General features: G+C 63.8%; 21 protein-coding genes and 2 pseudogenes. 7 read left to right on the plus strand and 16 right to left on the minus strand.

Annotated elements, in window-relative coordinates; translation table 11 throughout:
- Positions 1-138: 138 nt before the first annotated feature.
- Positions 139-2,980 (plus strand): annotated as a pseudogene (locus tag GWG65_RS13290) (winged helix-turn-helix domain-containing protein).
- Between the two features lie 59 nt (positions 2,981-3,039).
- On the opposite strand, the gene msrA reads toward GWG65_RS13290, so the two are convergent.
- Positions 3,040-3,555, minus strand: a complete 516-nt coding sequence (msrA, locus tag GWG65_RS13295) for a peptide-methionine (S)-S-oxide reductase MsrA (RefSeq protein WP_275196014.1) — start codon at positions 3,553-3,555, stop codon at positions 3,040-3,042.
- A gap of 191 nt (positions 3,556-3,746) precedes the next feature.
- The gene (locus tag GWG65_RS13300; RefSeq protein WP_275196015.1) at positions 3,747-4,169 is read right to left on the minus strand and encodes an OsmC family protein; all 423 of its coding nucleotides are present in this window, start codon (positions 4,167-4,169) and stop codon (positions 3,747-3,749) included.
- 231 nt (positions 4,170-4,400) lie between these two features.
- Here GWG65_RS13300 and GWG65_RS13305 point away from each other — a divergent pair, with 231 nt between their 5' ends.
- On the plus strand, positions 4,401-5,108 hold the full coding sequence (locus tag GWG65_RS13305) for a hypothetical protein (protein ID WP_275196016.1): 708 nt from the start codon (positions 4,401-4,403) through the stop codon (positions 5,106-5,108).
- 991 nt (positions 5,109-6,099) lie between these two features.
- Here the strand turns inward: GWG65_RS13305 and GWG65_RS13310 are convergent.
- The gene (locus tag GWG65_RS13310) at positions 6,100-8,421 is read right to left on the minus strand and encodes a molybdopterin guanine dinucleotide-containing S/N-oxide reductase (RefSeq protein WP_275196017.1); all 2,322 of its coding nucleotides are present in this window, start codon (positions 8,419-8,421) and stop codon (positions 6,100-6,102) included.
- 187 nt (positions 8,422-8,608) lie between these two features.
- Positions 8,609-9,136: pseudogene (locus GWG65_RS13315) on the minus strand (SDR family oxidoreductase); the annotation flags it as partial.
- Positions 9,137-9,147: 11 nt separating this feature from the next.
- Here GWG65_RS13315 and GWG65_RS13320 point away from each other — a divergent pair.
- The 4 genes from GWG65_RS13320 to GWG65_RS13335 all read left to right on the plus strand — a co-directional run bounded on the left by GWG65_RS13320 (position 9,148) and on the right by GWG65_RS13335 (position 12,309).
- Positions 9,148-9,543, plus strand: a complete 396-nt coding sequence (locus tag GWG65_RS13320; protein WP_275196018.1) for a hypothetical protein — start codon at positions 9,148-9,150, stop codon at positions 9,541-9,543.
- A 210-nt stretch (positions 9,544-9,753) separates the two neighbouring features.
- On the plus strand, positions 9,754-10,728 hold the full coding sequence (locus GWG65_RS13325; protein WP_275196019.1) for an ABC transporter substrate-binding protein: 975 nt from the start codon (positions 9,754-9,756) through the stop codon (positions 10,726-10,728).
- 7 nt (positions 10,729-10,735) lie between these two features.
- Positions 10,736-11,557 (plus strand): ABC transporter ATP-binding protein, encoded by an 822-nt coding sequence (locus tag GWG65_RS13330; RefSeq protein ID WP_275196020.1) that lies wholly within the window; start codon positions 10,736-10,738, stop codon positions 11,555-11,557.
- The gene (locus GWG65_RS13335) at positions 11,554-12,309 is read left to right on the plus strand and encodes an ABC transporter permease (RefSeq protein ID WP_275196021.1); all 756 of its coding nucleotides are present in this window, start codon (positions 11,554-11,556) and stop codon (positions 12,307-12,309) included. Before GWG65_RS13330 ends, GWG65_RS13335 begins: the two co-directional genes overlap by 4 nt.
- A 6-nt stretch (positions 12,310-12,315) precedes the next feature.
- Here GWG65_RS13335 and GWG65_RS13340 read toward each other — a convergent pair whose 3' ends face one another.
- The 12 genes from GWG65_RS13340 to GWG65_RS13395 form a co-directional block, all read right to left on the minus strand.
- On the minus strand, positions 12,316-13,701 hold the full coding sequence (locus GWG65_RS13340; protein WP_275196022.1) for an amidase: 1,386 nt from the start codon (positions 13,699-13,701) through the stop codon (positions 12,316-12,318).
- Positions 13,702-13,705: 4 nt separating this feature from the next.
- The gene (locus GWG65_RS13345) at positions 13,706-14,227 is read right to left on the minus strand and encodes a hypothetical protein (protein WP_275196023.1); all 522 of its coding nucleotides are present in this window, start codon (positions 14,225-14,227) and stop codon (positions 13,706-13,708) included.
- A gap of 12 nt (positions 14,228-14,239) precedes the next feature.
- On the minus strand, positions 14,240-15,448 hold the full coding sequence (locus GWG65_RS13350) for an NAD(P)/FAD-dependent oxidoreductase (protein ID WP_275196024.1): 1,209 nt from the start codon (positions 15,446-15,448) through the stop codon (positions 14,240-14,242).
- Positions 15,448-16,563: a ring-opening amidohydrolase gene (locus tag GWG65_RS13355; RefSeq protein ID WP_275196025.1), complete on the minus strand. Its 1,116-nt coding sequence runs from the start codon at positions 16,561-16,563 to the stop codon at positions 15,448-15,450. The genes GWG65_RS13350 and GWG65_RS13355 overlap by 1 nt, the downstream gene beginning before the upstream one ends.
- The gene (locus GWG65_RS13360) at positions 16,560-18,905 is read right to left on the minus strand and encodes a xanthine dehydrogenase family protein molybdopterin-binding subunit (RefSeq protein WP_275196026.1); all 2,346 of its coding nucleotides are present in this window, start codon (positions 18,903-18,905) and stop codon (positions 16,560-16,562) included. The genes GWG65_RS13355 and GWG65_RS13360 overlap by 4 nt, the downstream gene beginning before the upstream one ends.
- Positions 18,902-19,390: a (2Fe-2S)-binding protein gene (locus GWG65_RS13365; protein WP_275196027.1), complete on the minus strand. Its 489-nt coding sequence runs from the start codon at positions 19,388-19,390 to the stop codon at positions 18,902-18,904. The genes GWG65_RS13360 and GWG65_RS13365 overlap by 4 nt, the downstream gene beginning before the upstream one ends.
- Positions 19,380-20,258, minus strand: coding sequence for a xanthine dehydrogenase family protein subunit M (locus GWG65_RS13370; protein ID WP_275196028.1), 879 nt, complete (start codon positions 20,256-20,258; stop codon positions 19,380-19,382). The genes GWG65_RS13365 and GWG65_RS13370 overlap by 11 nt, the downstream gene beginning before the upstream one ends.
- Before the next feature lie 200 nt (positions 20,259-20,458).
- The gene (locus GWG65_RS13375) at positions 20,459-20,668 is read right to left on the minus strand and encodes a hypothetical protein (RefSeq protein ID WP_275196029.1); all 210 of its coding nucleotides are present in this window, start codon (positions 20,666-20,668) and stop codon (positions 20,459-20,461) included.
- Between the two features lie 26 nt (positions 20,669-20,694).
- Positions 20,695-21,543: a cyclase family protein gene (locus GWG65_RS13380; RefSeq protein ID WP_275196030.1), complete on the minus strand. Its 849-nt coding sequence runs from the start codon at positions 21,541-21,543 to the stop codon at positions 20,695-20,697.
- Positions 21,544-21,584: 41 nt separating this feature from the next.
- The gene (locus GWG65_RS13385; protein WP_275196031.1) at positions 21,585-22,169 is read right to left on the minus strand and encodes an SRPBCC family protein; all 585 of its coding nucleotides are present in this window, start codon (positions 22,167-22,169) and stop codon (positions 21,585-21,587) included.
- Positions 22,166-22,597 (minus strand): cupin domain-containing protein, encoded by a 432-nt coding sequence (locus GWG65_RS13390; RefSeq protein WP_275196032.1) that lies wholly within the window; start codon positions 22,595-22,597, stop codon positions 22,166-22,168. The genes GWG65_RS13385 and GWG65_RS13390 overlap by 4 nt, the downstream gene beginning before the upstream one ends.
- Before the next feature lie 6 nt (positions 22,598-22,603).
- Complete coding sequence (locus GWG65_RS13395) at positions 22,604-23,074, minus strand: hypothetical protein (RefSeq protein WP_275196033.1); 471 nt, start codon at positions 23,072-23,074, stop codon at positions 22,604-22,606.
- A gap of 39 nt (positions 23,075-23,113) precedes the next feature.
- On the opposite strand from GWG65_RS13395, the gene GWG65_RS13400 reads away from it, so the two are divergent.
- Positions 23,114-23,737, plus strand: a complete 624-nt coding sequence (locus GWG65_RS13400; protein WP_247388341.1) for a cupin domain-containing protein — start codon at positions 23,114-23,116, stop codon at positions 23,735-23,737.
- Positions 23,738-23,740 lie beyond the last annotated feature (3 nt).

The following is a 23,740-nucleotide window of genomic DNA, read 5'->3' on the forward strand; positions in this document are numbered from 1 at the left end:
GCGCGGCGGGAATCGAGCATCGGGCGGACAGGCCGAATACGCGGGGGCGCCCACTGCTTTCGGCCAGTTTACTCAACGCTTCGATCTGCTAGACCGGATGCAAATAATTTTCGACTCCCGTCGAGGGGGCAACGGCGCGTGCCAGACCGTAACGACGAAGATTTGGCCATTTCATTTGGGCCATTCCGGCTGTTTCCAAGGTCCCGGCTCCTGGAGAAGGATGGCGCGCCGCTGCATCTCGGCGGCCGCGCGCTGGACATCCTGATCTTCCTCGCCGAGCGCCCCGGTGAAGTCGTCGACAAGCGAGTGCTGGTCAAGCGCATCTGGGCCAACGTCAATGTCGACGAGGGCAGTCTGCGCTTCCACATCGCAGCGCTGCGTAAGGTGTTGGGCGATACCAGCAAAGCTGCCCGTTACGTGGTCAATGTGCCTGGTCGCGGCTATTGCTTCGTCGCCTCCCTCGCTCAAGCTCCTCCGTCGGTCGTCCAGCCCGCCGCCGAAACCGCCGCTCCGCGGTCCCTCCCAGCGCCGCTCGCAAAGATGGTCGGACGCGAGGAGGTCATCGAGAAGATATCGAACGGGCTTTCGCTCCATCGCTTCATGACCGTGGTCGGCCCGGGTGGCATCGGCAAGACTGCGGTCGCAGTGGCCGTCGGGCATCGCCACTCAGTGGACTTCGGCGGGCGCGTCTTCTTTGTCGATTTCGGTCCGCTGAGGGATGCCAGTCTCGTTGCAACCACCATTGCGTCCGCACTGGGATTGACCATCAGCGCGGAGGACCCGATGCCGGGTCTGTTGGCATTCCTGAAGGCAAGCCCGGTCCTGCTGATCTTCGATGGTTGCGAACATGTGCTGGATACACTGGCACCGCTGGTCGAGCGGATCGTTCGCGACGCGCCGCGACTTCACGTTCTCGCAACCAGCCGCGAGTCGTTCCGGAGCGAAGGGGAACGGATCTTCCGGCTGTTCCCACTGGATTGTCCGCCCGAGCGCGACGGACTGAACGTCGCCCAGGTCCTCGCCTACCCTGCGGCCCAGCTCTTCGTCGAGCGCATCGCGCAGAGCTCGGGTCCATTTCAGCTCAGCGAAGAAGAGGCACCCCTCGTTGCCAATATCTGCCGGCGCCTCGATGGCATTGCGCTTGCGATCGAGCTTGCGGCGGGCCGCGTCAACGCATACGGCATCGCAGGCACGGCGTCCCTGCTCGACAGCCGCTTTTCACTGCAATGGCGGGGGCGACGCACCGCTGTTCCGCGACACCAGACGCTCGCCGCAGCCCTCGACTGGAGCTACGACCTGCTGTCCGCGGCCGAGAGCGCCACCCTGCGACGACTGTCGGTCTTTGTCGGGCCGTTTGCTCCGGAAGCGGCTGCTGCGGTCGCGTCGGGCGATGGCCTCAGCAGATCGGAAACTCTCGAAGCGATCGACAGCCTGGTCACCAAATCGCTGATCTCGCCGTCCGGCTCACGGACGCTGCGCTATCGTCTGCTTGACACCACGCGCACCTATGCGCTCGGCAAGCTGAACGAACTCGGCGAAACAAGGCAATTCGCGCGGCGCCATGCAGAGCATTTTCGCGACTTCTTCGAGCGCGCGGAATCCGACACATCAACTCCGCTGCCGGAATGGCTGGGCATCTATGGCTCGGAGCTGGACAACGCACGCGCGGCGCTGGATTGGGCTTTCGCGCCTGATGGCGACTCTGCGCTGGGTATCGCACTGACGGCGGCAACGGTCGCGTTGTGGGTGCGCCTTTCATTGTTCGCCGAATGCCGCGAGCGCGTCAGAACGGCGCTCGCTGCGCTCGGAGACACCGGCGGCGATGACCGTATACGCATGCAGCTCCTCTCCGCACTCGGCTGGTCGCTGATGTACGGCGAGGGGCGCGCGCGAGGCGCGCCCGATCCTCGAGACGACCCTCGAATTGGCCGACCGGCTCGACGACAAGGATTTCCGGCTTCGCGCGCTCTGGGGATTGTGCATCGACCAGTTCAACAACGGACAATTCGGCAAGGCGCGCGCACTGGCCGATCGCTTTGCAAACGCCGCGGCGAACTCGTCCGACAAGACCGATCTAATGCTGGCGGATCGGCTGATGGCAGTTGCTCTGCATTATCTCGGAGACCAGACGGACGCGCGGCTGCGTATCGACCGGGTGAACGCATCGCTGCATGTGCTCGTGGAAAAGCCCAAGATCTTCCCGCTCGATCTCAGGATATCGACGCAATATTTCCGGGCCCGTATTCTGTGGCTTCAAGGCCTGGCCGATCAGGCCCAGGCGCTCGCCGCCAGAAACATCGAGGAGGGCCGCGCCAACGGCCACGCGCTGACCTTCTGCAGCGTGCTGGGACAAGCCGCCTGCCCGATCGCGTTCCTGGCCGGCGATTTCGATGCCGCGGAACGCCATGGCACCGAGCTGCTCAAGCATACCGAGCGCCATGCAATCCGGCTGTGGGGCTTGTGGGCGCGAGCCTTCAACGCGGCGGTCATTGCGAAGCGGGGCGACCTCGCCACGGGCCTGCCGCTATTGCGCGAAGAGCTCAATCGCGCCGGCGATGCACGCTTCCTGCCACGCTTTCTTCCGCTCCTTGGCGAGCTTGCGGCCTGTTTCGGAGAGGCCGATCAGGCCGAACGCGGCCTTGATATGATCGAGGACGTCCTGGCGCGTTGCAACGACCGTCAGGAGCGCTGGTATCTGCCCGAGCTGATCCGCATCAAGGGCGAGTTGGTGCGCAAGCAGGCGAAGAACCTGCCGGCCGCCGAAAAATGTTTTGGCGAGGCCATGGAGATCGCCACGCAGCAGGGTGCACGGTTCTGGGAGCTCAGATGCGCGATCAGCATCGCGCGGTTCAGAATTGGACAGGGACGGAATGCAGACGCCAGGTCAGTTCTGGAAAACGTCTGCGGGTCATTTGCAGAGGCCTCGGACATTGCCGACATGCGTGTCGCGCGCGACCTGATCGCGCAATTGCTGATCTGACGGCGCGGAGCAGGAATGGCCTTCGGCGCCAGATGCGACCACGGCGAATGCGGCGCGCCCTAACCTGCCGCAGCCACCCCGCGCCGCGGCAGCTTCCAGTTTGGCCGGATGAAGTGGCAGGTGTAGCCATCGGGATAGCGCTCGAGATAATCCTGATGCTCGGGCTCGGCCTCCCAGAATTCGCCGGCGGGCGCGGCCTCGGTCACCACTTTGCCGGGCCACAAATGCGAAGCCTCGATATCGGCGATAACGTCTTCGGCGACCCTCTTCTGCTCGTCCGTGGTGTAGAAGATCGCCGAGCGATAGCTCGTTCCCGAGTCGTTGCCCTGGCGATTGAGTGTGGTGGGATCGTGGATCTGGAAGAAGAACTCCAGCATCGTCCGGTAGTCCGTCTTCGCAGGATCGAAGATGATCTCGATCGCTTCTGCGTGGCCTTCGTGATTGCGATAAGTGGCGTTCTTCACCTTGCCGCCGGTATAGCCGACGCGGGTCGAGATTACGCCAGGCTGCTTGCGGATGAGGTCCTGCATGCCCCAGAAGCAGCCTCCTGCCAAAACTGCGCGCTCTGTCGTCATGTGTCAGTTCCCAATCGATCGACCTGTCCGTTCAGCACCGGTCGCAGCACAAGGTCTGCTCTGCTCTGCGCCGCGCGGCGTGAGCCGGCCAAGTTTGGATGTCCATCCGGTTGCTCTCGAAGTGACGATGACGCCTCGAAGATTCAGCTTCCTCGACCAGGACCGGATGGGCACGATGTTGCAAGCTCGCATTACATAAGCTTGGCGTCGAGCGTGATCTCGGCGTTGAGCGCTTTCGACACCGGACAGTTCTTCTCGGCCTCACCGGCAATGCGGGCGAAACCGGCATCGTCGAGGTTCGGCACCTTGGCGCGCAAGGTCAGCGCAGATTTGCTGATCTTGAACCCCTTGCCTTCGGGTTCGAGGCTGACCGCCGCTTCCGTGGAGAGCTCGGTCGGTGTGAAGCCGGCCAGCTGAAGGCCGAAGGCCAACGCCATGGTGAAGCAGCCGGCGTGCGCCGCCGCGATCAATTCTTCGGGATTCGTCCCCTTCTCGTTCTCGAACCGGGTCTTGAATGAATAGGGCGTCTCGGCGAGCACGCCGGATTCGCTTGACAATTGGCCGCTGCCATCGCGGCCGGTGCCCTTCCATACTGCCTTCGCCTTGCGGATCATCTCACTTCTCCTTTGTTGTTCCTTTGTTGTTTTCGGCACCGGCGCAGTATCAGGAAGGCATCTCGCCCCGTGATCCGGTCGCCGCCAACGCCCTCCCGACCGCTCTGAATTGAGAGCATCTTCAACGAGATACCGCCAGATCAGGCGCTTGCAACTCCTAACAACTTCTAACACGCCAAGCCGCACCCACCCCGCCATGGTGGCCACACTTCACGGTGAATGCGGCAAAACATGGCACTTCTTGACGATGCGATCGATGCCAGCGGCGGTTTTGCCCGCTGGAACAGTTTGAGCCGGTTCACGCTGCATCTTTCCGTTGGTGGGACACTGTTCTCCGGCGCCGGTCATGCCCGTGAATTCAAGGATATGACCGCGGAGGGATCGACGCGGACGCAATCGGTCCGCTTCACTGGCATAACCGGGGGAGAACAGTCCGGCTCGTTTCAGCCGGACACGATCACGATCGAGAGCCTGGAAGGCGAGGTGCTGCGATCCTGGCGCAACCCGGACCTCGGATTCCCCAACGCCGATGCACACACGCTCGCGGACGAACTGCAACTCGTCTTCTTCTGTGGCGTCGCCATCTGGAGCTATCTGACCAGTCCATTTCTCCTCGCCCATCCCGATGTCGTGGTCGAGGAACTGTCGCCCTGGCGCGAGAACACCGAAACCTGGCGGCGCCTGCGGGCACAATTTCCGCCGAACCTCATCACTCTCGCGCGCGAGCAGATCTTCTATTTCGACGAGCGCGCCCTGCAGCGGCGGACGGATCACGATCTCTTTGGAATGAAGGTCGCACATTCATCCTGGGCCCATGACAGCTTTGGCGGCATCGTGGTGCCGACGCTTCGGCGTACGCAGACGCTGCGGCCTGATGGAACTGTGATCGCCAAGCCCGTGCTGGTCGATGTCGAGATCTTCGACGCCGTCTTCGAGTAGAGGCGACGTCTCGCGAGCGCCCGCAACGTCGAGAGACGCTGCGCTGCGTCCGGGGCACGAGAACGAAATGCGTCGCACATTCTTTCCACATCGTCATTGCGAGCGCAGCGAAGCAATCCAGAATCCCTCCGCGGCGGCAGTCTGGATTGCTTCGCTTCGCTCGCAATGACGGAGTATGAGTCGGCAGGTCCGCGCTTCCAGCTTGCATTTTGAATCGCAGCTACAGTTTCGCACCCTCGCGGCGCGTTTCGCCCGAGCTTTGCTTCGTTCCTCACCCTCTTCAATCAAGAGGGCGCAGGGAAGGCCGGGTGCCGGCTGGCACCCGCGGTCCGCTGCGCGAAAAGCACACGCAGAAAAACCGCACAGCAGCATACAGGTGTCGCCGAACACTCGGCCTTCCCTGCGCAGTGGCTTGACGGCTTATGCCGCGCTCTCCCGGGAGCCGAATTCCTTCTGGCCTCCCTCGCCCCCGCGAATTGACGATGCAGTCCGCCCGGTTGGGCTCGCTTGCACCTTCGCAGGCAGCTTGACCGTAGCAACGACGGCCAGGACCACACGGTTTTGCCGTACGCACGGCCCGCCATTTCGCCACAGGGTTCTCCGGCGGTGTACACCCGACCGGAAAAATGTTGGCGAGACGAGCCTTTCAGCGCCGTCCGTCCGCACGTGGCCTCGGGCTCACAGGGACTACCCGCCCTGCCCGCACCTTTCGTGCCGACGCTGCCACGTCCACCGCAAGCCCGGCTCGCGAAACGTGACGACGTACGATCGCCCCTCTTGGTGAGCCGGGATGGCCGACACATACGCCGTTTCCGAATTTCGGTAAAGTGGAATATTTTTGTGGCGGCGGCTTGACAGGCAGCGACACAGCCGGCGGAGCGCGTAGCCTGGATGGAGCGAAAGCGTAATCCGGGAAAATGCCGCAACCGACCGAGCGGTCCCGGATTACGCTGCGCTCCATCCGGGCTACGGCTACGTCCTGGACTGCCCCTTACACCGCATCAAACGCCCGTATCGGCGGCAGATTGCCGGTGAACTTCTCCACCTCCACTGTCGTCAGCTGCCCCGTGCAGCCCTGTGCGAAGGATGAGGTGCCGATGTCGCGGGTGAGGACGTTCGGGTTGCCGTGAACGCAGAGCGGCGCTTCGTCCTCGGGGTCCATCGGATCGTACCAGGCGCCGGTCGGCAGCTGCACCACGCCGGGCGCGATGCCGTCGGTGACGTGCACAGCGGCAAGGCAGGCGCCGCGGTCGTTGAACAGGCGAATGATCTCGCCGTCGGCAATGCCGCGCGCGTTCGCATCGCGCGGGTTCATCCGCGCGACCTCGCGGCCGCGATGTTTTGCGGCAAGCGAATGTCCGCCGAAATCGAGCTGGCTGTGCAGGCGGGTCACCGGCTGGTTGGCGACGAGAAAACATGGCGTCCCAGGCTTCGGCATGTCGGTCTTGTCGAGCCAGACCGGATGGCCTGGGCAATCCGCATCGCCATGGCCTGCGATCTTGGCTGAGAAGATCTCGATGCGTCCGCTCGGCGTCGGCAAGGTATGTGCGACCGGATCCTCGCGGAAGCGGCGCAGCCTGCCGCCATCGTCGGGCTGTTGCGGCACGACCAGGCTTCCGCGCTGCCAGAACTCCTCGAAGCTCGGGGCCTCCAGGCCGCGCGCTTTGAGCGAGGCGCGGGTCGGCTCGTACAGATGCTCCAGCCACTGGCGCGAGGTACGGCCTTCGGTGAAGGGTTCGCGGGCACCGAGACGGTCGGCGAGATCGGCGAAGATGTCGTAGTCGTCGCGCGCCAGCCCAAACGGTTCGGCGATGCGGTGCATCGCGACCATCAGGGGATCGCTGGTGGAATAGCCGATGTCCTCGCGCTCGAGCGTCATGGTCGCGGGCAGCACGATGTCGGCGTGGCGGGCCGTCGCGGTCCAGGCGAGCTCATGCACAACCAGTGTGTCGACTTTCGCAAACGCCTTGCGCAGGCGGTTGATGTCCTGGTGGTGATGGAAGGGATTGCCGCCGGCCCAGTAGACCAGGCGAATGTCCGGATAAATGCGCGTCTCGCCATTGTAGCGATAGCTGCTGCCAGGATTGAGCAGCATGTCGGCGATGCGCGCCACCGGAATAAAATCGGCGACGCCATTGCGGCCCTGCCCCAGCGTCGGCCCCGGCACGTCGTTGACGCGGCGGCCGTAATAGCCGATGGCGCCGAGCGAATAGGCGTAGCCGCCGCCGGGCAGGCCAATCTGGCCGAGGGCTGCCGCCAGCACCATGCCCATCCACACCGGCTGCTCACCGTGTTCGGCGCGCTGCAGCGAATGTGACACGGTGATGAGCGCGCGCTTTCCGGCAAGGCGGCGCGCGAGCTTGCGGATCGTGTCCGCGTCGACGCCGCAGATCGCGGCGGCCCATTCGGCATGCTTGGGTTGGCTATCCGTCTCGCCTGTGAGATAACGCAGGAACACCGGCCAGCCCTCGGTGTAGCGGTCAAGGAGGGCCTGGTCGTGCAGGCCTTCGGCCATCAGCGTGTGGACGATGCCGAGCATCAGCGCGGTGTCGGTGCCGGGTGTGCAGGTCAACCATTCGGCGCCGGCTTCCACGGGAAGATCGTCACGCAGCGGGCTGACCAGGACGAACTCGCAGCCGCGCCGGCGCGCCGCATCCATGGCGCCGCGCTCGACGTGCTTGCTGATCGAGCCGCCGGCGACCATGGAGTTCTTCAGCGCCATGCCGCCGAACGCCAGCACGATGTCGGTCTCGGACGCGATCTGCTCCCAGGTGACGTTGCGCTTGGTGATGTCCTCATAGCCCGCCAGGATCTGCGGCAGCAGCACCGAGGACGCGCCCGAGGAGTAGCTGTTCACCGAGCGCACATAGCCGCCCATCGCTATGTTGAGGAAGCGATGAACCTGGCTCTGGGCGTGATGGAACCTGCCCGCACTCGACCAGCCGTAGGAACCGCCGAACACGGCACCGGGGCCGCGCGTGTCGCGGATGCGCGACAGCTCGTCTCCCAAGAGGTCGAGCGCCTTCTCCCAGCTGACAGAGACGAATTCGTCGCGGCCGCGACGATCATCGGGACCGGGGCCGCGCTCGAGCCAGCCGCGGCGGATCGCCGGCTGGCTGATGCGCGCCTGGTGGCGCAGCGCGCCGGGAAAATTGTCGATGATGCCGTTCGGATCGGGATCCCCGGCATACGCTCTGACCTCCAGCCCGGCCTCACTGGTCCGCGCGGAAAACACGCCCCAATGCGAGGTGTGCGGCTTGAAGCCATCCGACAAGTCGAGCCCAGGGTCGGGGAAGCCAATCGTTTCGTCCATCGTGTCGTCCTCATTCCAGCCGGGGAAGGCAGGAATGCCGTTCCCGCCGCAGTTCAGGTGGCACTATACCGATCCAACCTGCCCATGTCGTCGGGATCAGGGCTGACGAAACCGCCGGGCGCGCCGGGGCGGACGATCTCCGTCCGGTCTGGGGGCGCGGTGAGGGAGGTATGCGGACGAGCCATCATCATATGAAGGGCTTTCCGCCCGTCACGGCTATGGTCGTGCCGGACGTATAACTCGAGAGAGGATCGGCCAACATGACATAGGCGGTTGCAAGCTCGGCCGGCTGACCGGCTCGCTGCATCGGGACCTGCTTTCCGAAGTTTTTGACGCTCTCCTCCGGCATGGTGGACGGTATCAGGGGCGTCCAGATCGGCCCGGGGGCAACAGCATTGGCCCGGATGCCTTTCCCGGCCAACATCTGCGCGAGCCCGCCCGTGAAATTCTGGATCGCACCTTTCGTCGTGGCATAGGCGAGCAGGGACGGATTTGGCATATCGGAATTCACCGAGGCTGTGTTGATGATGGCGCTCCCCGGTCGCATGTGGCGGACGGCCGCCTTGGTCAAATAGAACATGGCATGCATGTTCGTCTCGAACGTTCGCTGCCATTCTTCGTCGCTGATATCTTCAATGTCCTTGAACGTGGCCTGATGCGCCGCGTTGTTGACAAGGATGTCGAGCGCACCGAGCTCGTCGACGGCGCGGCGCACGCGGCGTTGGCATGCTTCTCGGTGACACCTCGGCCACGATGGTGTGGATGTTGTTTCTTGGCGCCTTCGTGCTGGGAGGGGCGATCCTGTACGGCATGAGCAGGTCGGGCCATCTACGCCGAAGCGAGCGAGCTCAACTCGATCGAAATACGGAAACGGCGCAGGATCTCGATGATCCGCAGCGGCGGACAGGGGCTGCCGATCGGCAAGTTGCGCAAGGAAGCAGCCGGGCTCCCGCGAACAGCGCCATTGCGTGGTCGGCCGGCGCGGCGCTCGCGATTGCCGTTATTCTTGTGATTGCTGTCTACAACGGGCGCGACGTAGGTCAGCAAACCACGACGTCCTCCCCGAACAGTGCTTCGAACGTGACTACGGGTTCGGCTGCGCCAGGCAACTCCAGCAAATAAGCGGGGCTGCATCGGGCGGGTCACCCAGTGCTCCTGGTAGCAGGGGTCCTTTTTCCTTGCTTCCTTTTGGCTCGTCTCTGACCCTTGTCCGCGACGAGGATACGCGAGCTCCTGCCGTCACCTGGCAGTCCCTTGATATCGTGCACGACGCAGCCGATGGAACACGGCACGTTTCTTGCTCTTTGAAGCGGAACTTCTGGGGATTGCCGCATGAAATTGGTCAGCAAAATCACAGCGATTGTCATCCTGCTTGCAGGCCTTACGGCGCTATCCGCGCCGTCCCGGGCCCAGGACAAGGTGTCCGTCGGCGTATTCCCGGTCAGTTCGTCGCTCCCCTATTTTGTGGCGCTGGAGCGGGGCTTCTTCAAGGAGCAGAACATCGAGCCCGAGATGACCAAGCTGATGGGCGGACCGCCCAATGTCGCCGCCATGATGACCAACCAGATCGAAGTGTCAGCGGTGCTGGTGATGCTCGAAGGGCTCAATGCCGACGTCAAGAAACCAGGCGTCGCGATGTACATCAGCCTCAACAGTCAGACCAAGATCTGGAAGATGGAGCAGTTCGTCGTCCGCAACGGCTTTCCGGCGAACTCCATCGCCGAGCTGAAGGGCGCCAAGCTGATGTCGGCGCCGGGCCCGGCCAATCTCAATACTGCGAAAGCCATTTTGGCCAGGAACGGGCTCAAGGAAGGCGACTACACCATCGATCAGCTCGATATGGGCCAGCACGTCAACGCGATGACGGCGGGTACCTTCGACGGCGGCTACACGCTGGAGCCCAACGCCTCGATGATGATCAAGGCCGGCATCGCGCGGTCGATCGAGGCCGGCGTGATCTCGAAATATATTCTCGGCAGCGAAACCGCGGATGCCTATGCCGCCGGCTGTGCAATGACCACCGAGTTCATCCAGAAGCGGCCCGACGTCGCCAAGCGCTTTGCTGCAGCCTGGGCCAAGGCGATCGCGTTCATCAACGCCAATCCGGACGAGGCCCGAAAACACCTCGCCAAGAATACGTTCACGCCCGACAACGTGGTCGACATGGTGTCGATGCTTGGTTACGTCATGGCAGCCGACCTCAGCGCGAAACAGCTGGCGGATTTTCAGGCGTTTGCGGATTTCGGCGCCTCGATCGGCGTGGTGCCCGAAAAGGTCGACGTCAGTAAAGTCCTGCAGAAGTTTTGAGGGGCGCGTGACAATCCCGGCCTCAATCGTGGCGAGCGGGCCGGCCGGTGGCTTTGACGAGTCCCGCCGAACGGCGCCGCATGTCACCATCCGCAGCCTGAGCAAGCATTATCCCGACGCCGTCATCTACGATCGCTTCGACTTCGATATTCCCCGCGGCAAGCTGATCTCGGTGTTCGGCCCCAACGGCTGCGGCAAGAGCACGCTGATCAACATGATCGCGGGCCTCGTCCCCGCCGATGCCGGCGAAGTGCTGTTCGACGGACGGCCGCTCAGCCGCGTCAAGTTCGGCTACGTGTTCCAGAACTATCGCGAGGCGCTGTTTCCCTGGCTGCCGGCCTTCGACAACATCGCCTATCCGTTGAAGGTGATGGGGGTGCCAAGAGCGCAACGCCGGCAGCGGGTCGAACGCCTGGTCGCGCATCTCGGCGTCAAGATCGACCTCTCGCTGTATCCCTACCATCTGTCCGGCGGCCAGCAGCAGCTGGTGTCCATCATGCGCGCGCTGATCGTCGAGCCGGAGATCCTGTTCCTCGACGAGCCGTTCTCCGCGCTCGACTACGAGATGACCCTGTTCATGCGTGACCAGCTGCAGCGCGTGTTCATGGAAACGAAGACCACGACAGTGCTGGTCTCGCACGACCTCGAGGAAGCGGTCTATCTCTCGGACTACGTGCTGCTGCTGTCGCGCCACCCGGCGCAGGTGGTCGAATTCGTCCCCTACGACGCGCCGCGGCCGCGCACCGACAAGACCCTGTCGGAGCCGGGCTTCATCGCCACCAAGGCGCATTGCCTGAAACTGTTTCAGCGTGAGGTGCACCGGGGATGAAGACATCGAATGCATTGCTGCCGCTGGTCGGTGTCGCCATCCTGCTGGCGGTCTGGAGCCTCGCCACGGCCTTGAAGCTGGTTGACCCCGTGCTGCTGCCGTCGCCGCTCGCGACCTTCCGCACGCTGTGGGAGAGCATGCTCAGCGGCAAGCTCGGGGTCGATTTCCTCAAGACGGTGATGCGGACCATCTCCTCGACCGCGATCGCCGCCGTGATCGCGATCCCGCTCGGGATCCTGCTCGGCTCTTCCGAGAAGCTCTATCGCTCGGTGGAGTTCTTGATCGACTTCTTCCGCTCGACGCCCGCTTCCGCGATGTTCCCGCTGTTCCTGGTGCTGTTCGGGGTCGGCGATCGCACCAAGATCTCCGTTGCGGCCTTCGGCGCCGCGCTGGTGATCCTGTTCAACGTCGCCTACGGCGTGATGAACGCGCGCAAGACGCGCCTGCTGGCGGCCAAGGTGATGGGCGCGTCGCGGATTCGGGTGCTGTTCGACGTGATGCTGCTGGAATCGCTGCCTCAGACGTTCGTCGGCCTGCGCAACGGCGTGTCGCTGGCGCTGGTCATCATCGTCGTTGCCGAGATGTTCATCGGGTCGACCGACGGGCTTGGCCAGCGCGTGTTCGAGGCACAGCAGCTATTCGATATGCCCGGCATGTACGCGGCGATTTTTGCCGCCGGCGCGCTCGGCTATTCGCTCAACCTGCTGTTCTTGCTGATCGAGCGCCGCTTCGTGCACTGGGCGGGGCGATAAGTTCGATCACCCCAAACGCGGCGGCCAGCGATGGACGAACAGACGGCCTTCATATTCGCGCGCGAATGCCAGCAATGGCCAATCGCGATCTTTTCCGGCGATGATCTGCAGGCCGACCGGAAGCGAGGCGTCCTCAACCATACAGGGCAGTGAAATCGCCGGCAATCCAAGCGCATTCGCAACCGGCGTGAACACGGCGGGGCCGCGCGGGCCGACGGGCTGGCCATCAATCGTGGTGGGGTGCGATTGCGCCGCCGGCCACGGCATCGCCGCCGCACTGGGCGTGACCAGGAAATCGTAACGCTCGAACAGGGTTTCGAAGACGCGTCTCATCGAAGCGATCGTATCCAGCGCATTGAGATAATCGCTGGCGCTGTATTTCCGTCCGGCCACGGCCATCTCCGCAATCTCGGGCGCGACCCTGTTCTCCCAATCCCTATGCTGCGACAGCAGCCAGGCGACGCCGGTCTGGCTGATCACCGGCCAGACTTGTCCAAGTGGGTCGGCCAGATCGAACGGCGAGATCAATTCGACATCGATGCCGAACGACCGCATCCCGGCCACGGTCCGATCGATCGTGTCGCGAATGAAGGGATCGACCGCCGCACCGCCAAAACTCGGCGCGTAGGCGATGCGCGGGCGGGCTGCAATGGATTCGCCGAGCAGCCGCTGCCAGGTCGAACCGGCAACGACCTCCATGCCGCTGACGATATCGTCGACGCAGCGTGCGATCGGCCCGATCACCTCAAAATCGTGCAGGATCGCGGGGAAGCCGCTGCCGCGCCGGACCGTATCGCGCGACGGCTTGAACCCGACCAGCCCGGTATGGGCGGCGGGGCGCCGGATCGAACCGCCGCCGTCGGTACCGAACGCCAATGCACCCATGCCGGACGCAACGGCAGCGACCGCGCCGCCGCTCGATCCACCCGGCGTCAGCGCCGGATCCCAGGGGTTGCCGGTGGTGCCGAACACCGCATTGTGGGTAAAACCGTGGACCGTGAACTCCGGCACATTGGTCTTACCGAGAATGACCGCGCCGGCTTCACGCAGCCGCCGCACCGGCAATTCGTCTTCCCCAGGCACGAAGTTCTCGTAGAGGCGGCTGCCCCAGGTGGCGCGCAGCCCGGCAACCAGGATGTTGTCCTTGATCGTGACCGGAACGCCATCGAGCCTGCCCAGGGGACGCTTGTCCTTCCATCGCTGCGCGCTGGCGTCGGCGGCGTTGACGGCGCCGAATTCATCCAGAGTGATGATCGCGTTGAGCCTCGGATTGATATCGCGAACGCGCGCCAGCGTCGCGTCGACGACGCGGCGCGGCGAGAGGCCGTTCGCATAGGCTGCGGAAAGCTCTCCCGCGTTGAGCGACCAGAGTGGGCGATCTTGGTCTTCCATCGTGTCAACCTAGCTTGGGATAGCTCGCCTTGTCGAAGAAACTCGAACCCGCGACATACTTGCGCCCGTGCGACATGTCGGGCAGCTCATCGCCCTCGCCGCCGCACTCAAACGTCAATTCGAGCTGAACGCCGCTGGGATCATAGACGAACAACTGCCAGAGCGAAGTGCCCGGCACGATGAACTCGCGCCAATCGAGCCCGGCCGCCTTGAAGCGCGACACAAAGGAGCGATAGCCGGAACACGACAGCGAGACGTGATCGATTGCCGCGGTGCCCGCCGGCGCCTTGCCTTCCGGCTCCAGTGCCGGGCCCCCCGCATAGACGTGAAGGATGGCGAGGCCGCCGGGCTGGGTACAGCCGAGCCATGCGCCGGGGTAGCCGAAGTCGGGCCGGGGGAACTCACGCAGGCCGATGATGTCGACATAGAATTTGCGTGTCGCCGCCAAATTCTCGGTCTTGACCGCGATGTGATAGAGCCCGTGAACCGTGGCGAGCGGCAACTGCGTTTCGGTAGCGGCGGTCATGGTTTCATCTCCTCAGATCCTGCTTCCATCCAATGGCAATCCAACGTCGCGGTAGAGCGCCTTCAGGTTGTTCTGGAACGCCGCCCCGTTCTTGTGCCGGGTCCCCTCGACCGGATCGGCACCATCAAGCATGGTGTCGGTCGCCTCGAGCGAAAACGCCATCACGAAGCGCATGCGTTCCTGCCGCAGCGCCTCGATATCGGCGAGCCATCCCGCAACGTCGCATCTGCCGTCCTGATGGCGGCGCGTGATCAGCGCTGCCGCATTCGCGGCATCTTCGAGCGCCTGCGTGGCGCCCTGCCCCAGGGTGGGCACCATGCCATGGGCGGCGTCGCCGAGATAGAGAACGTTGCAGCCGTCGGCGCGATACAGCAGCGTGTGTTCCTGCATCCGTGCCCAATGCGTGTCCGCGGCGTTCTCACAGACGGTATCGATCAGCCATCGCGCCTGGGGGCTGGGCTCGGCGTTGCGCGGTGCATAGGCCGTGCGCAAGGCCTCCTGCGTTTTCAGACTGTCCGCGATCGGAGCTTCAGGATGAATCGGAAACGTGCCGGCGACATAGATATGGCCGGGCGGCACCTTGAACGACAGCAAGCGGTTTGGACCGTTGAACCATTGCTCGTAATCGTCAATCAGCCCACCCGCCGTATCCGCGACCAGCAGGCGGAAGATCGCGACCCCGGTCTGGCGTACCTCCGGTTCGCCTGAGATCGCGCGCCGCACCGCCGAATAGCGCCCGTCGGCGGCGATCAGGAGATCGACATCATCGAGACGCCGCGTCTTCCCGTCCTGAATCCATGCAATCGAGGTTTTGCGGGGATCGGCGGCATCGCGGCCAATCTCGGCAATCTCGCAGCCGTAGGAAACGTGATCCCCCGCGGCCTCGCGCAGCACGCGGTAGAGCTCCGACCAGCGGATCCGCCAGCCGGGCCCATCCGCAACATCAGCCAGCGGCAGATCGAACAGCACGGTGCCGTCGGTGAGCGATATCCGCCAATTGTGCCAGAGGTAGCTCGAAGCGGTGATAAAATCGGCAAGTTCGGGATCGATCGCCTTCACCGCCTTGACCGCGTTCGGCCCGACATTGAGCCCGGTACCGGCCTCGGAATGGTCGTCACGCGCGACCCGCTCCAGGCAGATCACCTCGACGCCATCCAATCGCGACAGCTGCCGCGCCATCACGCATCCCGCAACACCTGCGCCGACGATGACGATCCGCATCAGGCACTCCCCTCTCGCGAAGCGATCACCGCAACCAGCCCGCCGCCGTCCGGACCTTGATGCTCGGCGCCTCCGGACACAAAGATCCGGCCGTCGCCGATCACGCCGGCGACCAGGCCCGCGACCGCGCCACGGACATGGCGCTGGGCGTTGATGTCGGTGTCGTCGAGCATGGTGTGCCGGTACCCGCGAATTTTTCCGCGTCGATCCGGCTCGCATTTGACCAGCACGGTCGCGATTTTCATGGCGTCGGCAGCCGAAACCTGCGGTTTAGCTTCGATGTCGAGATCGGCCAGCACGTCGACGACGGCGCCGATATCGAGCGCATCGGCCATCGGGCGATGCGCGATGCGGAGCGGACCGGCCCAGCGCGCGCTGTTGCCGAGCACGACCACCTCATTGCTCTCGACCTCGACGCCCGAAGAGATGCTGGCGCGCGGCGACTGGATGGAAAAGTCCGAAAGCAGCGAGCCTTCCTGAAATACGGATGGCGCCAGCTCTCCAAGCGCCACCGCCACCCCGAACGCACCTGCCGCACGCGCAAACGCCATCGACTTGTTTGGATCGCTGGTCAGCGGCGTCTTCCCGGCGGCGATCGCCGCCGCGGCGCGCGCCACCGTGACGCAGGGACATTTGACCTGCACGAAATGCACGTCGCCCAGATGTTCGATTTCGGCAGCGGCGATCGCGGCACGAACCGCGTTGGCAACGCTGTCGATATGGGCGCGCCGGCCGACATCTTCCGCGGCAACCGGCGCACTGAATGCCGTGCCGATCGCGAGCGAAGGTCCCGCTCCGCGCGCTGGCTCGCCCTCGCCGGCGCAGAAGACGCTGTAGTGCGGACTCATCACGCCTTCTGTTCCACCTGACAGCACGCAAGGAATTTCGCGGATCAACTGCTCGGCCGGCTCGTCCAGATGCTTCGCCAGCATCGCCATCAATGTCTGCGTGAAGTAGCCGCGGGTGAAATCGTTGACCCCGCCATTACCCTCGGTCTTGCCGATGATGGCGACGATTTCTACCGCGCGAACCGTCCCGCCCGCGATCAGCCGATCGAGTTCGGAGAGGTCGCCGGGATGCGCCATCGACAATCGGAAGATCTGCGCCGTCCTCACGCGTTCCTCGCTTTGCGCGTCAGTTCAAACAGCCGGCTCGGGCTCAGCGGTATCTCCAGCAACTCGACCTCCTGCCGCTTCAAATCCAGCGCATCCTCGATCGCCTGTGCGAACAGCGGCCCGACCGGAATTGCTCCAGCTTCGCCGGCTCCCTTCATCCCCAATGGATTGAGCGGCGACGGCGTCACGGTATGGTCGAGCTCCATGCGCGGCACCTCCAGCGCCGTCGGCAGCAGATAATCCGCCAGCGACGCATTGAGCAGCTGGCCCTGCTCGTCGAATGACAGTTTTTCGTAGAATGCGTTGCCTATGCCCTGCGCGACCCCGCCGTGGATCTGGCCGGCGAGGATCATCGGATTGATGACGGTGCCGCAATCATGAACCACGACATATTTGAGAACCTCGACGTCGAAGGTTTGCGGGTCGACCTCGATGATGGCGGCATGGACGCCGTTCGAGGTCGCGCCCATTGACGGTCCGAAATATTGCGTCGATTCCAGCCCCGGCTCCGTCCCCGGCGCCACCGCGCCGCGCATCGGATTGGCGCGTCGGGCCAGATCCCCGAGCCGGATGAATTTGCCGGGGATGCCGGTGATCGCGACCTGGCCGTCGGCAAGCACCAGATCCTCCTCCGAACATTCGAAGGCGTCGCTGGCGAGCTTGAGCGCCTTCTTCCGCACCGCGCGCGATGCCTCGCTCACCGCCGTGCCCGCGACGACGGCACCACGGCTCGCAAACGTGCCCGCGCCCCAATAGAACTGGTCGGTATCGCCGGTGACGATATCGACATCCGTCACGTCGACGCCGAGTTCATCGGCGACGATCTGCGCAAAGCTGGTGAAATGGCCCTGGCCCTGGGTACCGATGCCGGTCGCGACATTGACCTTGCCGTTGGACTGGATCTGGACCTTGGCGCCCTCGTAGGGCCCGATGCCGGTACCTTCGACATAGCAGGCGACGGCGATGCCGACGCAGCGCCCCTCAGCCCGCAGTCTCGGCTGCTCGTCGCGGATGAAGTGATCGTAACCGATCAGCTCCAGCGCCTTGTCGAGCACCGGCTCGTAGTTGCCGCTGTCATATACAAGCGGCTGAAAGTCCTGATAGATGATCTCGTTCTTGTAAGGAAACGCGTCCGGCGGAATCAGATTGCGGCGGCGGATTTCCGCGGGATCGATCTTCAACTCGTGCGCGGCCAGATCGAGAAACCTCTCCATCACAAACACGCCGTGCTGCCGTCCGGCGCCGCGATAGGGCGTCACGATCGGCAGATTGGTGAACACGGCGGTGAAGGTGCTGTCATAGTCCGGCACCACGTAGGGGCCGAGCAAGGTGCATTGGCTGTTGATCGGAACCGTCAGCCCATAAGGCGCGTAGGCTCCGGCGTCGTGTAAGAACACATCCTTGATGCCGAGAATGCGGCCATCCGCGGCGAGCGCGATCTCCGCGTCATGAATCTGCCCGCGCTCATGCGTGGTGCTGAAGAAGTGTTCCAGCCGATCCTCGATCCACTTCACCGGCCGATTCAGCCGCATGGAGATCCACGGCAGCATGACCTCTTCCGGGTAGAACATCATGATTTTCGGCCCAAAGCCGCCGCCGATGAAGGGGGCGATCACGCGGACCTGGCGCTCGCCGAGGCCGAGGATGGCGGCAAGGCCGTTGCGCACGAACACCGGCGCCTGGGTGGTGTCCCAGATCGTCATTTGCGCGCCGCGCGCATCCCATTGCGCCACGACGCCGCGGGTCTCGATCGGCGAGGAGATGCCGTGCTCATAGAGAAACCTGCGCTTGAGGATCAGATGCGCGTTCGCCGCGGCGCGGCGGTAGTCGCCCTTGGTCTGGCGGACATGCGCCGAAATGTTGGAGCCGAGATCGTCGTGGACATGCGTCGCCGTGTTCAGCGCGCCTTCGCAATCGACCACCGCCGGCAGGATTTCGAGATCGACGACGATGTCGTCGAGCGCGTCCTCGGCAATGTAACGGCTGTCGGCCACGACAATTGCGAGCGGCTCGCCGACATGGCGAACCTTGTCCTTGGCCAGCGGCACCTGGGTCCGCTCGTTGAAGACGCTTCCCGGAATAGGTGGTGGCGGCACCAGCAACGGGCCGGGCCGCCAGTACGCGCCGAGATCATTTGCGGTGTAGACCGCCGTGACGCCGGGCCGTTGCAGCGCCCGGGAGACGTCGATCCCCTTGATGCGGGCGTGCGCGACCTGGCTGCGCAGGAACGCCGCGTGCTGCATACCGGGCAATTCGACATCGTCGATGAACAGCGCTTGTCCGGTGAGGAGCTTTCGGTCCTCATTGCGTTTGACCGGCGCACCGAAGAAGCGGGTGGTCATGGCGCAGCCCGCAGCGTCTGGGCGGCCGCCAGCATCGCGTCGACGACGTTCTGGTAGCCGGTGCAGCGGCACAGATTGCCCGACAGTGCCTCACGCACTTCATGTTCCGAAGGCTGCGGGTTTTGCTTCAGGTAAGCCGTCATCGTCATCAAAATGCCCGGCGTGCAGTAGCCGCACTGCAAACCGTGATGGTCGTGCATGGCCTGCTGGATCGGATGCAGTTCACCGTCGTTGCCGGCCAGTCCCTCCACGGTCGAGAGTTCATGGCCATTGGCCTGGACGGCCAGCATCAGGCACGAGCGGATCGGCGCGCCATCGAACAGGATGGTGCAGGCGCCGCACGCGCCGTGCTCGCAGCCGACATGGGTGCCGGCGAGTCCCAGATCGTGACGCAGGAAATCGCTGAGCAGGATTCGCGATTCGACCGTACGGCGACAGGTCGTACCGTTGACGGAAAGCTCGATATCGTGCCGCTCAGGCTGCATGGCCTGCCCGTGAAAACGCCGCGCTGATCGCGCGCTGGGCAAGAACACCGGCGATATGCCGCTGATAATCGGGACTGGCGTGCACATTGCCCGGCGGATCGATCATGCCCTGAACTTCGGCCGCGACAGTCTCGATCACTTCACCGGCGCAGGGCTGGCCGATCAGGGACGCAGCGGCGGCGCTGGCATCGACGGCCCTATCGCCGACGCCGCACAGCGCGAGCCGCAGTTGCGAACAGCGTCCTTCTGCGTCGATGGTTACGATGGCGGCAACACCTGCGAGCGCAAAGTCGCCGCGTCGCCGCGCCACTTCCATGAAGCAGGCCCCGGTCCGCCCCGTTGGCGGTGGAAAGGCGATCTCCACCAGCATTTCATCGTTCTGGATGTCGGTCGTCAGCAGGCCCTGGAAGAATTCGGATGCAGGGACCTCGCGTTCACCGATGGCCGACCTGATCCGCATGCGTGCCTGCATCCCAACGGCGATTGCCGGCAGTTCGGAGGCAGGATCGGCGTGGGACAGATTGCCGCCGATCGTTCCGCGATTGCGAATCTGCGGATGGGCGATGTGAGGCAGCGCGTCGGCGAACAGCGGGCAGTCCGTCAGAAACCTGCTGTCGCGTTCGAGGGAATGATAGCGCGTCAGTGCGCCAATCCGGATCTCGCCGCTTTCCGAACGTTCGACACCCGCCAGCTCGCCGAGACCGTTGATGTCGATCAATACCGAAGGCCGCGCCAATCGAAAATTCATCGCCGGGATCAGGCTCTGGCCGCCGGCGAGAAAGCGCGCCTCGTCGCCATGTTCGGCCTTCAGAGCAAGCGCGTGGTCGACAGACGAAGCTGCGATATATCTGAATGGTGCAGGCTTCATCGATCTCGCTCGGAAACCGCGCCCACATCGGCCTGGCGCGTGCAACGCCGGAAAGTATCGGTTGTCAAATCGCCCAAGTCAAAACCCGGCGATCGGAAACGACGCCGGAGTTGCATTGAAACCCGGCGATTGCTTGCTCATTCTGCTCTCGACCTGCATAAACATCGAGCAGAACCGATGCAGGGTCGGCCAGGGGCGTGTCATCCGCGCCGCTCCTCGGAGGTGAGCGCGGCCAGGAATGTCTCGAGCGCCTGCTTTCCGGCCTCTTCGGCGGCCCTCTGCGACAAGTAGCCGTCGCCATTCAACCTGACGCCCATCGGCACGCTTCTGCGTCGAATCTCCCAGCGCCACGACGAGCGAGAATCATCGCTGATCGTCACGACATGATAATCTCGCCAGAACAGGATCATGACGTCATCGGCCAAAGCTGCCCGCATCAGCGCCGCTGAAAGATGGCTTTGGCGACATCGCCGACCGCCTCGACATTTTCGTCCATACCGTCGAAGCAGACGATGCGGCACGGGCAGGCTTCGAGGCCCTCGTAGCGCCACGGAAACGCGCCGATGATCGCCCGTTTGTTCAGCATCTTCTCGATATCGCCGCCGACATTCTCGGCGTGGATCAACCCCTCCTGGAAAGCATAGGAGTGGAACGGGAACATGTCCTCGGTCACTTCCCGGCCCGATTTCTTGTGCACGTAGCTGTATTCGCCGAAGAACTCGTCGCAGCCCATGCCTACCTTGGCTTCGAAGCGTTTGGTCAGATCCGGGCGCATCAGGCGGATCGAGGTATTCATGGCGTGATCGCCGGAGCCGCAATCGACTCCGAACCACTTGATCTTCTTCTTCAGCATCCATTCCAGCAGCTCGATCTTGCCACCGGGATGCATGCAGAAATAGCGCACCAGATCCTGCTGCTCTTGCCCCTCCCAATAGCGGTGCCAACCGGTATGCAGGATCAGGATGTCGCCTTCCCTGACTTCGACCGGTGCTGCCTCGATCATGTCAGGCGTGATCACCGCCCAGTCGTCCATGTGGGCGGAGACGTCGACCACGGCGCCGGGGCCGACCAGGAAATCCAGCGGATAGGAGGCCATGTCGCCCATGCCGTCGGTGCCGTGCATCGCGCCGTCGATGTGGGTGCCGACATGAAGCGCCATATCGATGCGCTGCGCGACGATCATCTTGGTCTGGAGATTTTGCGCATAGTACATCTTGTTGCCGGCGTATCCGACCCAGCCGGGCGTGTGCACGTTCATCAGATGGGTCATGTCGACGATCTTCATCTTGAATTCCTTCCGTCAAACTCTAATGGCGGCACGACCACTCACGCAGTCCGGCGAAACAAGGATTTGAAGAGCCCGCGCAGCGCCGACAGCAGCAGCGCAACAGCACCGATCGGCCGGGCGGCCGGCGGCGTGGACGGACTCGCCGCCGCATCCGGCTCGCTTGTCAGCGCCGTTCCGTGCGCGGCGATCGCGGCCTCGGCATTGCTGACGAAGCCGGCCACCATCGCGTTGGCGATCTCGGTGATGAGCCCGGTGCGGCCAAACTGCGCGATCGCGCCGGACAGCTGCACGTCGGAATCGACGACGATCGCGGTGCCGGCGCCGGTTGCCTGCAGCGCGCAGGCCATGGTCATCCTGCCGCGGCTTGCGCCTTTGCGGTCGACGCCCTTGCCTTCGAGCGCGACCGATTTTGCCGCTTCGTCATAGCGAACATCGGCCTCACCCTCGAAACTCGCCTGGAACGGACCGACTTTGGCCGAGACCTTGCCGGCATGCCGGCCGTCGTCTTTGGCGCCGATATATTCGGCGCCCGGCATGCACGCGGCGACGCGCGGAACGTCTCGAAAGAAGCTCCAGACCTCGTCGATCGGCCGCGCAATGACGAATTCCTGGTGCAGTTTCATGGCTCGGTTCGCGGCTCCGCCATCATCTGGCCTGCGGGCGGCTTGGCATCCGCCGGCAGCGCGCCGGCCGCTTTCAGAAGCGGAACGTCGGCCGGGGCCGGCCCGCCGACGCTGACGGTATTGGTGCCGCGATCGGCCTTGACCGCATGCTTGATGCCGACGGGGACATGGACGACGCATCCCGCGTGGAACGGCAGCGCGATGTCGTTGGTGTAGTCGTAGACGGTACCCTCGCCTTCGAGGATGAAGATCGTATCTTCCGACAGCGTGTGAATGTGGGGAACGTTGCCCTCGCCAGCCTCGAGGAGAACGTAATTGAGGTTCGCCTCCCAGGCGTCGACGCCGGGCCAGATCACGAAGCGCGCGTCCTTCGATATCAGCGGCAGCCGAAGGGTGGGATGGTCACGGTGGAAAAGACGAATCGCCATTGCGCGTCAGCCCTCGGTCGAGGTCATGTTGGCGTAAAGGCTCGGATCCGGTGGACAGGGTCCGCCAAGCACCTTGATGCCGGCCGGGCCGGCTTCGATCCGATAGGGATCGCCGGCATCGATGTGGACCATGTGCCCCTCGGCGAGATCGATGCGCGACCCCGCCGCCGCATCGACAATGGCCCCGGCGCCCCCGATCACGTAGTAGACGCAGTTCGACACGTGGCGCAGGCCGATGGTACGGGCATTTTCCTTCAGCGTAACAAGCTGGAAACTGCGAAACGCGGCACCATTGTGCGGTGACAACACAACCTTCGCGTTGCCCTCGCCCTCGACGATCGGTATTTCTGGACATCCAACCGTGCTGTCGATGACACGCACACGGGGAGGTGGGGGGTTGGCCATCACTGCCTTATTTTGAATATAGATCAATTCTTTTGAATATAACCAAAATTGAGGGTTGCGCAACGTCGTCATGCGCACGACAAGAGCGAAACAGCGCCGGGAGCGTGAGGCATGAGCGAATCCGAGACTGAATTGAACGTCGACAGTGCTGCCGCCGCGTCGGGTGAACTCGCCGAAACCACCGCCAATACCCTGGCCGCGATCGGAGTCCGGATCCGCGAGCTGCGGCAAATGCGCGGTCTGACGCTGCAGGAACTCGCCGACGTCTCCGGTGTCTCCACCTCGATGCTGAGCCTGGTCGAACGCGGTCGCGCTTCGCCGTCGATCGGCTCGCTGATCGTGATCGCGAGCGCGCTCGGGGTTGCGATGTCGGACCTGCTCGTCAATGGCACCGAAGGCGAGGAGAAGATCGTGGTGCGCGCCTCGGAGGCGCGCACTGTCGAGACCGCGCAGCACGTCGTGCGCCGGCTGATGCGTGAAGACCGTTCCCGCGGCGTCTCGGTCGCCGTCAACGAATACGCCCCGCACACCGGAAGCACCGAGCATCCGATCACCCACGACGGCTTCGAGTATGGCTTTGTGCTGCAGGGCGAACTGACTGTCGAGGTCGACGGTACCAAGCACGTGCTGCGACAGGGCGATCTCATCGCCTACAGCTCCCGCCGCAAGCACAAGATCTGGAACCACGGCAAGACCAAGGTCCGCACGCTGTGGTTCAACCTCGACCGCGAATGAGAT

The organism is Bradyrhizobium sp. CSA207 (assembly GCF_029051685.1).
Taxonomy (GTDB): Bacteria; Pseudomonadota; Alphaproteobacteria; order Rhizobiales; family Xanthobacteraceae; genus Bradyrhizobium.

Excerpts from the sequence above, each read along its gene's own strand:
- GWG65_RS13375 (WP_275196029.1), bottom strand. The coding sequence starts at position 20,668 with ATGATCCTGTTCTGGCGAGATTATCATGTCGTGACGATCAGCGATGAT.
- msrA (WP_275196014.1), bottom strand. The coding sequence starts at position 3,555 with ATGACGACAGAGCGCGCAGTTTTGGCAGGAGGCTGCTTCTGGGGCATG.
- GWG65_RS13395 (WP_275196033.1), bottom strand. The coding sequence starts at position 23,074 with ATGACGACGTTGCGCAACCCTCAATTTTGGTTATATTCAAAAGAATTG.
- GWG65_RS13350 (WP_275196024.1), bottom strand. The coding sequence starts at position 15,448 with ATGCGGATCGTCATCGTCGGCGCAGGTGTTGCGGGATGCGTGATGGCG.
- GWG65_RS13335 (WP_275196021.1), top strand. The coding sequence starts at position 11,554 with ATGAAGACATCGAATGCATTGCTGCCGCTGGTCGGTGTCGCCATCCTG.
- GWG65_RS13320 (WP_275196018.1), top strand. The coding sequence starts at position 9,148 with ATGCTTCTCGGTGACACCTCGGCCACGATGGTGTGGATGTTGTTTCTT.
- GWG65_RS13360 (WP_275196026.1), bottom strand. The coding sequence starts at position 18,905 with ATGACCACCCGCTTCTTCGGTGCGCCGGTCAAACGCAATGAGGACCGA.
- GWG65_RS13385 (WP_275196031.1), bottom strand. The coding sequence starts at position 22,169 with ATGAAACTGCACCAGGAATTCGTCATTGCGCGGCCGATCGACGAGGTC.
- GWG65_RS13365 (WP_275196027.1), bottom strand. The coding sequence starts at position 19,390 with ATGCAGCCTGAGCGGCACGATATCGAGCTTTCCGTCAACGGTACGACC.
- GWG65_RS13390 (WP_275196032.1), bottom strand. The coding sequence starts at position 22,597 with ATGGCGATTCGTCTTTTCCACCGTGACCATCCCACCCTTCGGCTGCCG.
- GWG65_RS13305 (WP_275196016.1), top strand. The coding sequence starts at position 4,401 with ATGGCACTTCTTGACGATGCGATCGATGCCAGCGGCGGTTTTGCCCGC.
- GWG65_RS13310 (WP_275196017.1), bottom strand. The coding sequence starts at position 8,421 with ATGGACGAAACGATTGGCTTCCCCGACCCTGGGCTCGACTTGTCGGAT.
- GWG65_RS13370 (WP_275196028.1), bottom strand. The coding sequence starts at position 20,258 with ATGAAGCCTGCACCATTCAGATATATCGCAGCTTCGTCTGTCGACCAC.
- GWG65_RS13340 (WP_275196022.1), bottom strand. The coding sequence starts at position 13,701 with ATGGAAGACCAAGATCGCCCACTCTGGTCGCTCAACGCGGGAGAGCTT.
- GWG65_RS13325 (WP_275196019.1), top strand. The coding sequence starts at position 9,754 with ATGAAATTGGTCAGCAAAATCACAGCGATTGTCATCCTGCTTGCAGGC.
- GWG65_RS13345 (WP_275196023.1), bottom strand. The coding sequence starts at position 14,227 with ATGACCGCCGCTACCGAAACGCAGTTGCCGCTCGCCACGGTTCACGGG.
- GWG65_RS13400 (WP_247388341.1), top strand. The coding sequence starts at position 23,114 with ATGAGCGAATCCGAGACTGAATTGAACGTCGACAGTGCTGCCGCCGCG.
- GWG65_RS13300 (WP_275196015.1), bottom strand. The coding sequence starts at position 4,169 with ATGATCCGCAAGGCGAAGGCAGTATGGAAGGGCACCGGCCGCGATGGC.
- GWG65_RS13380 (WP_275196030.1), bottom strand. The coding sequence starts at position 21,543 with ATGAAGATCGTCGACATGACCCATCTGATGAACGTGCACACGCCCGGC.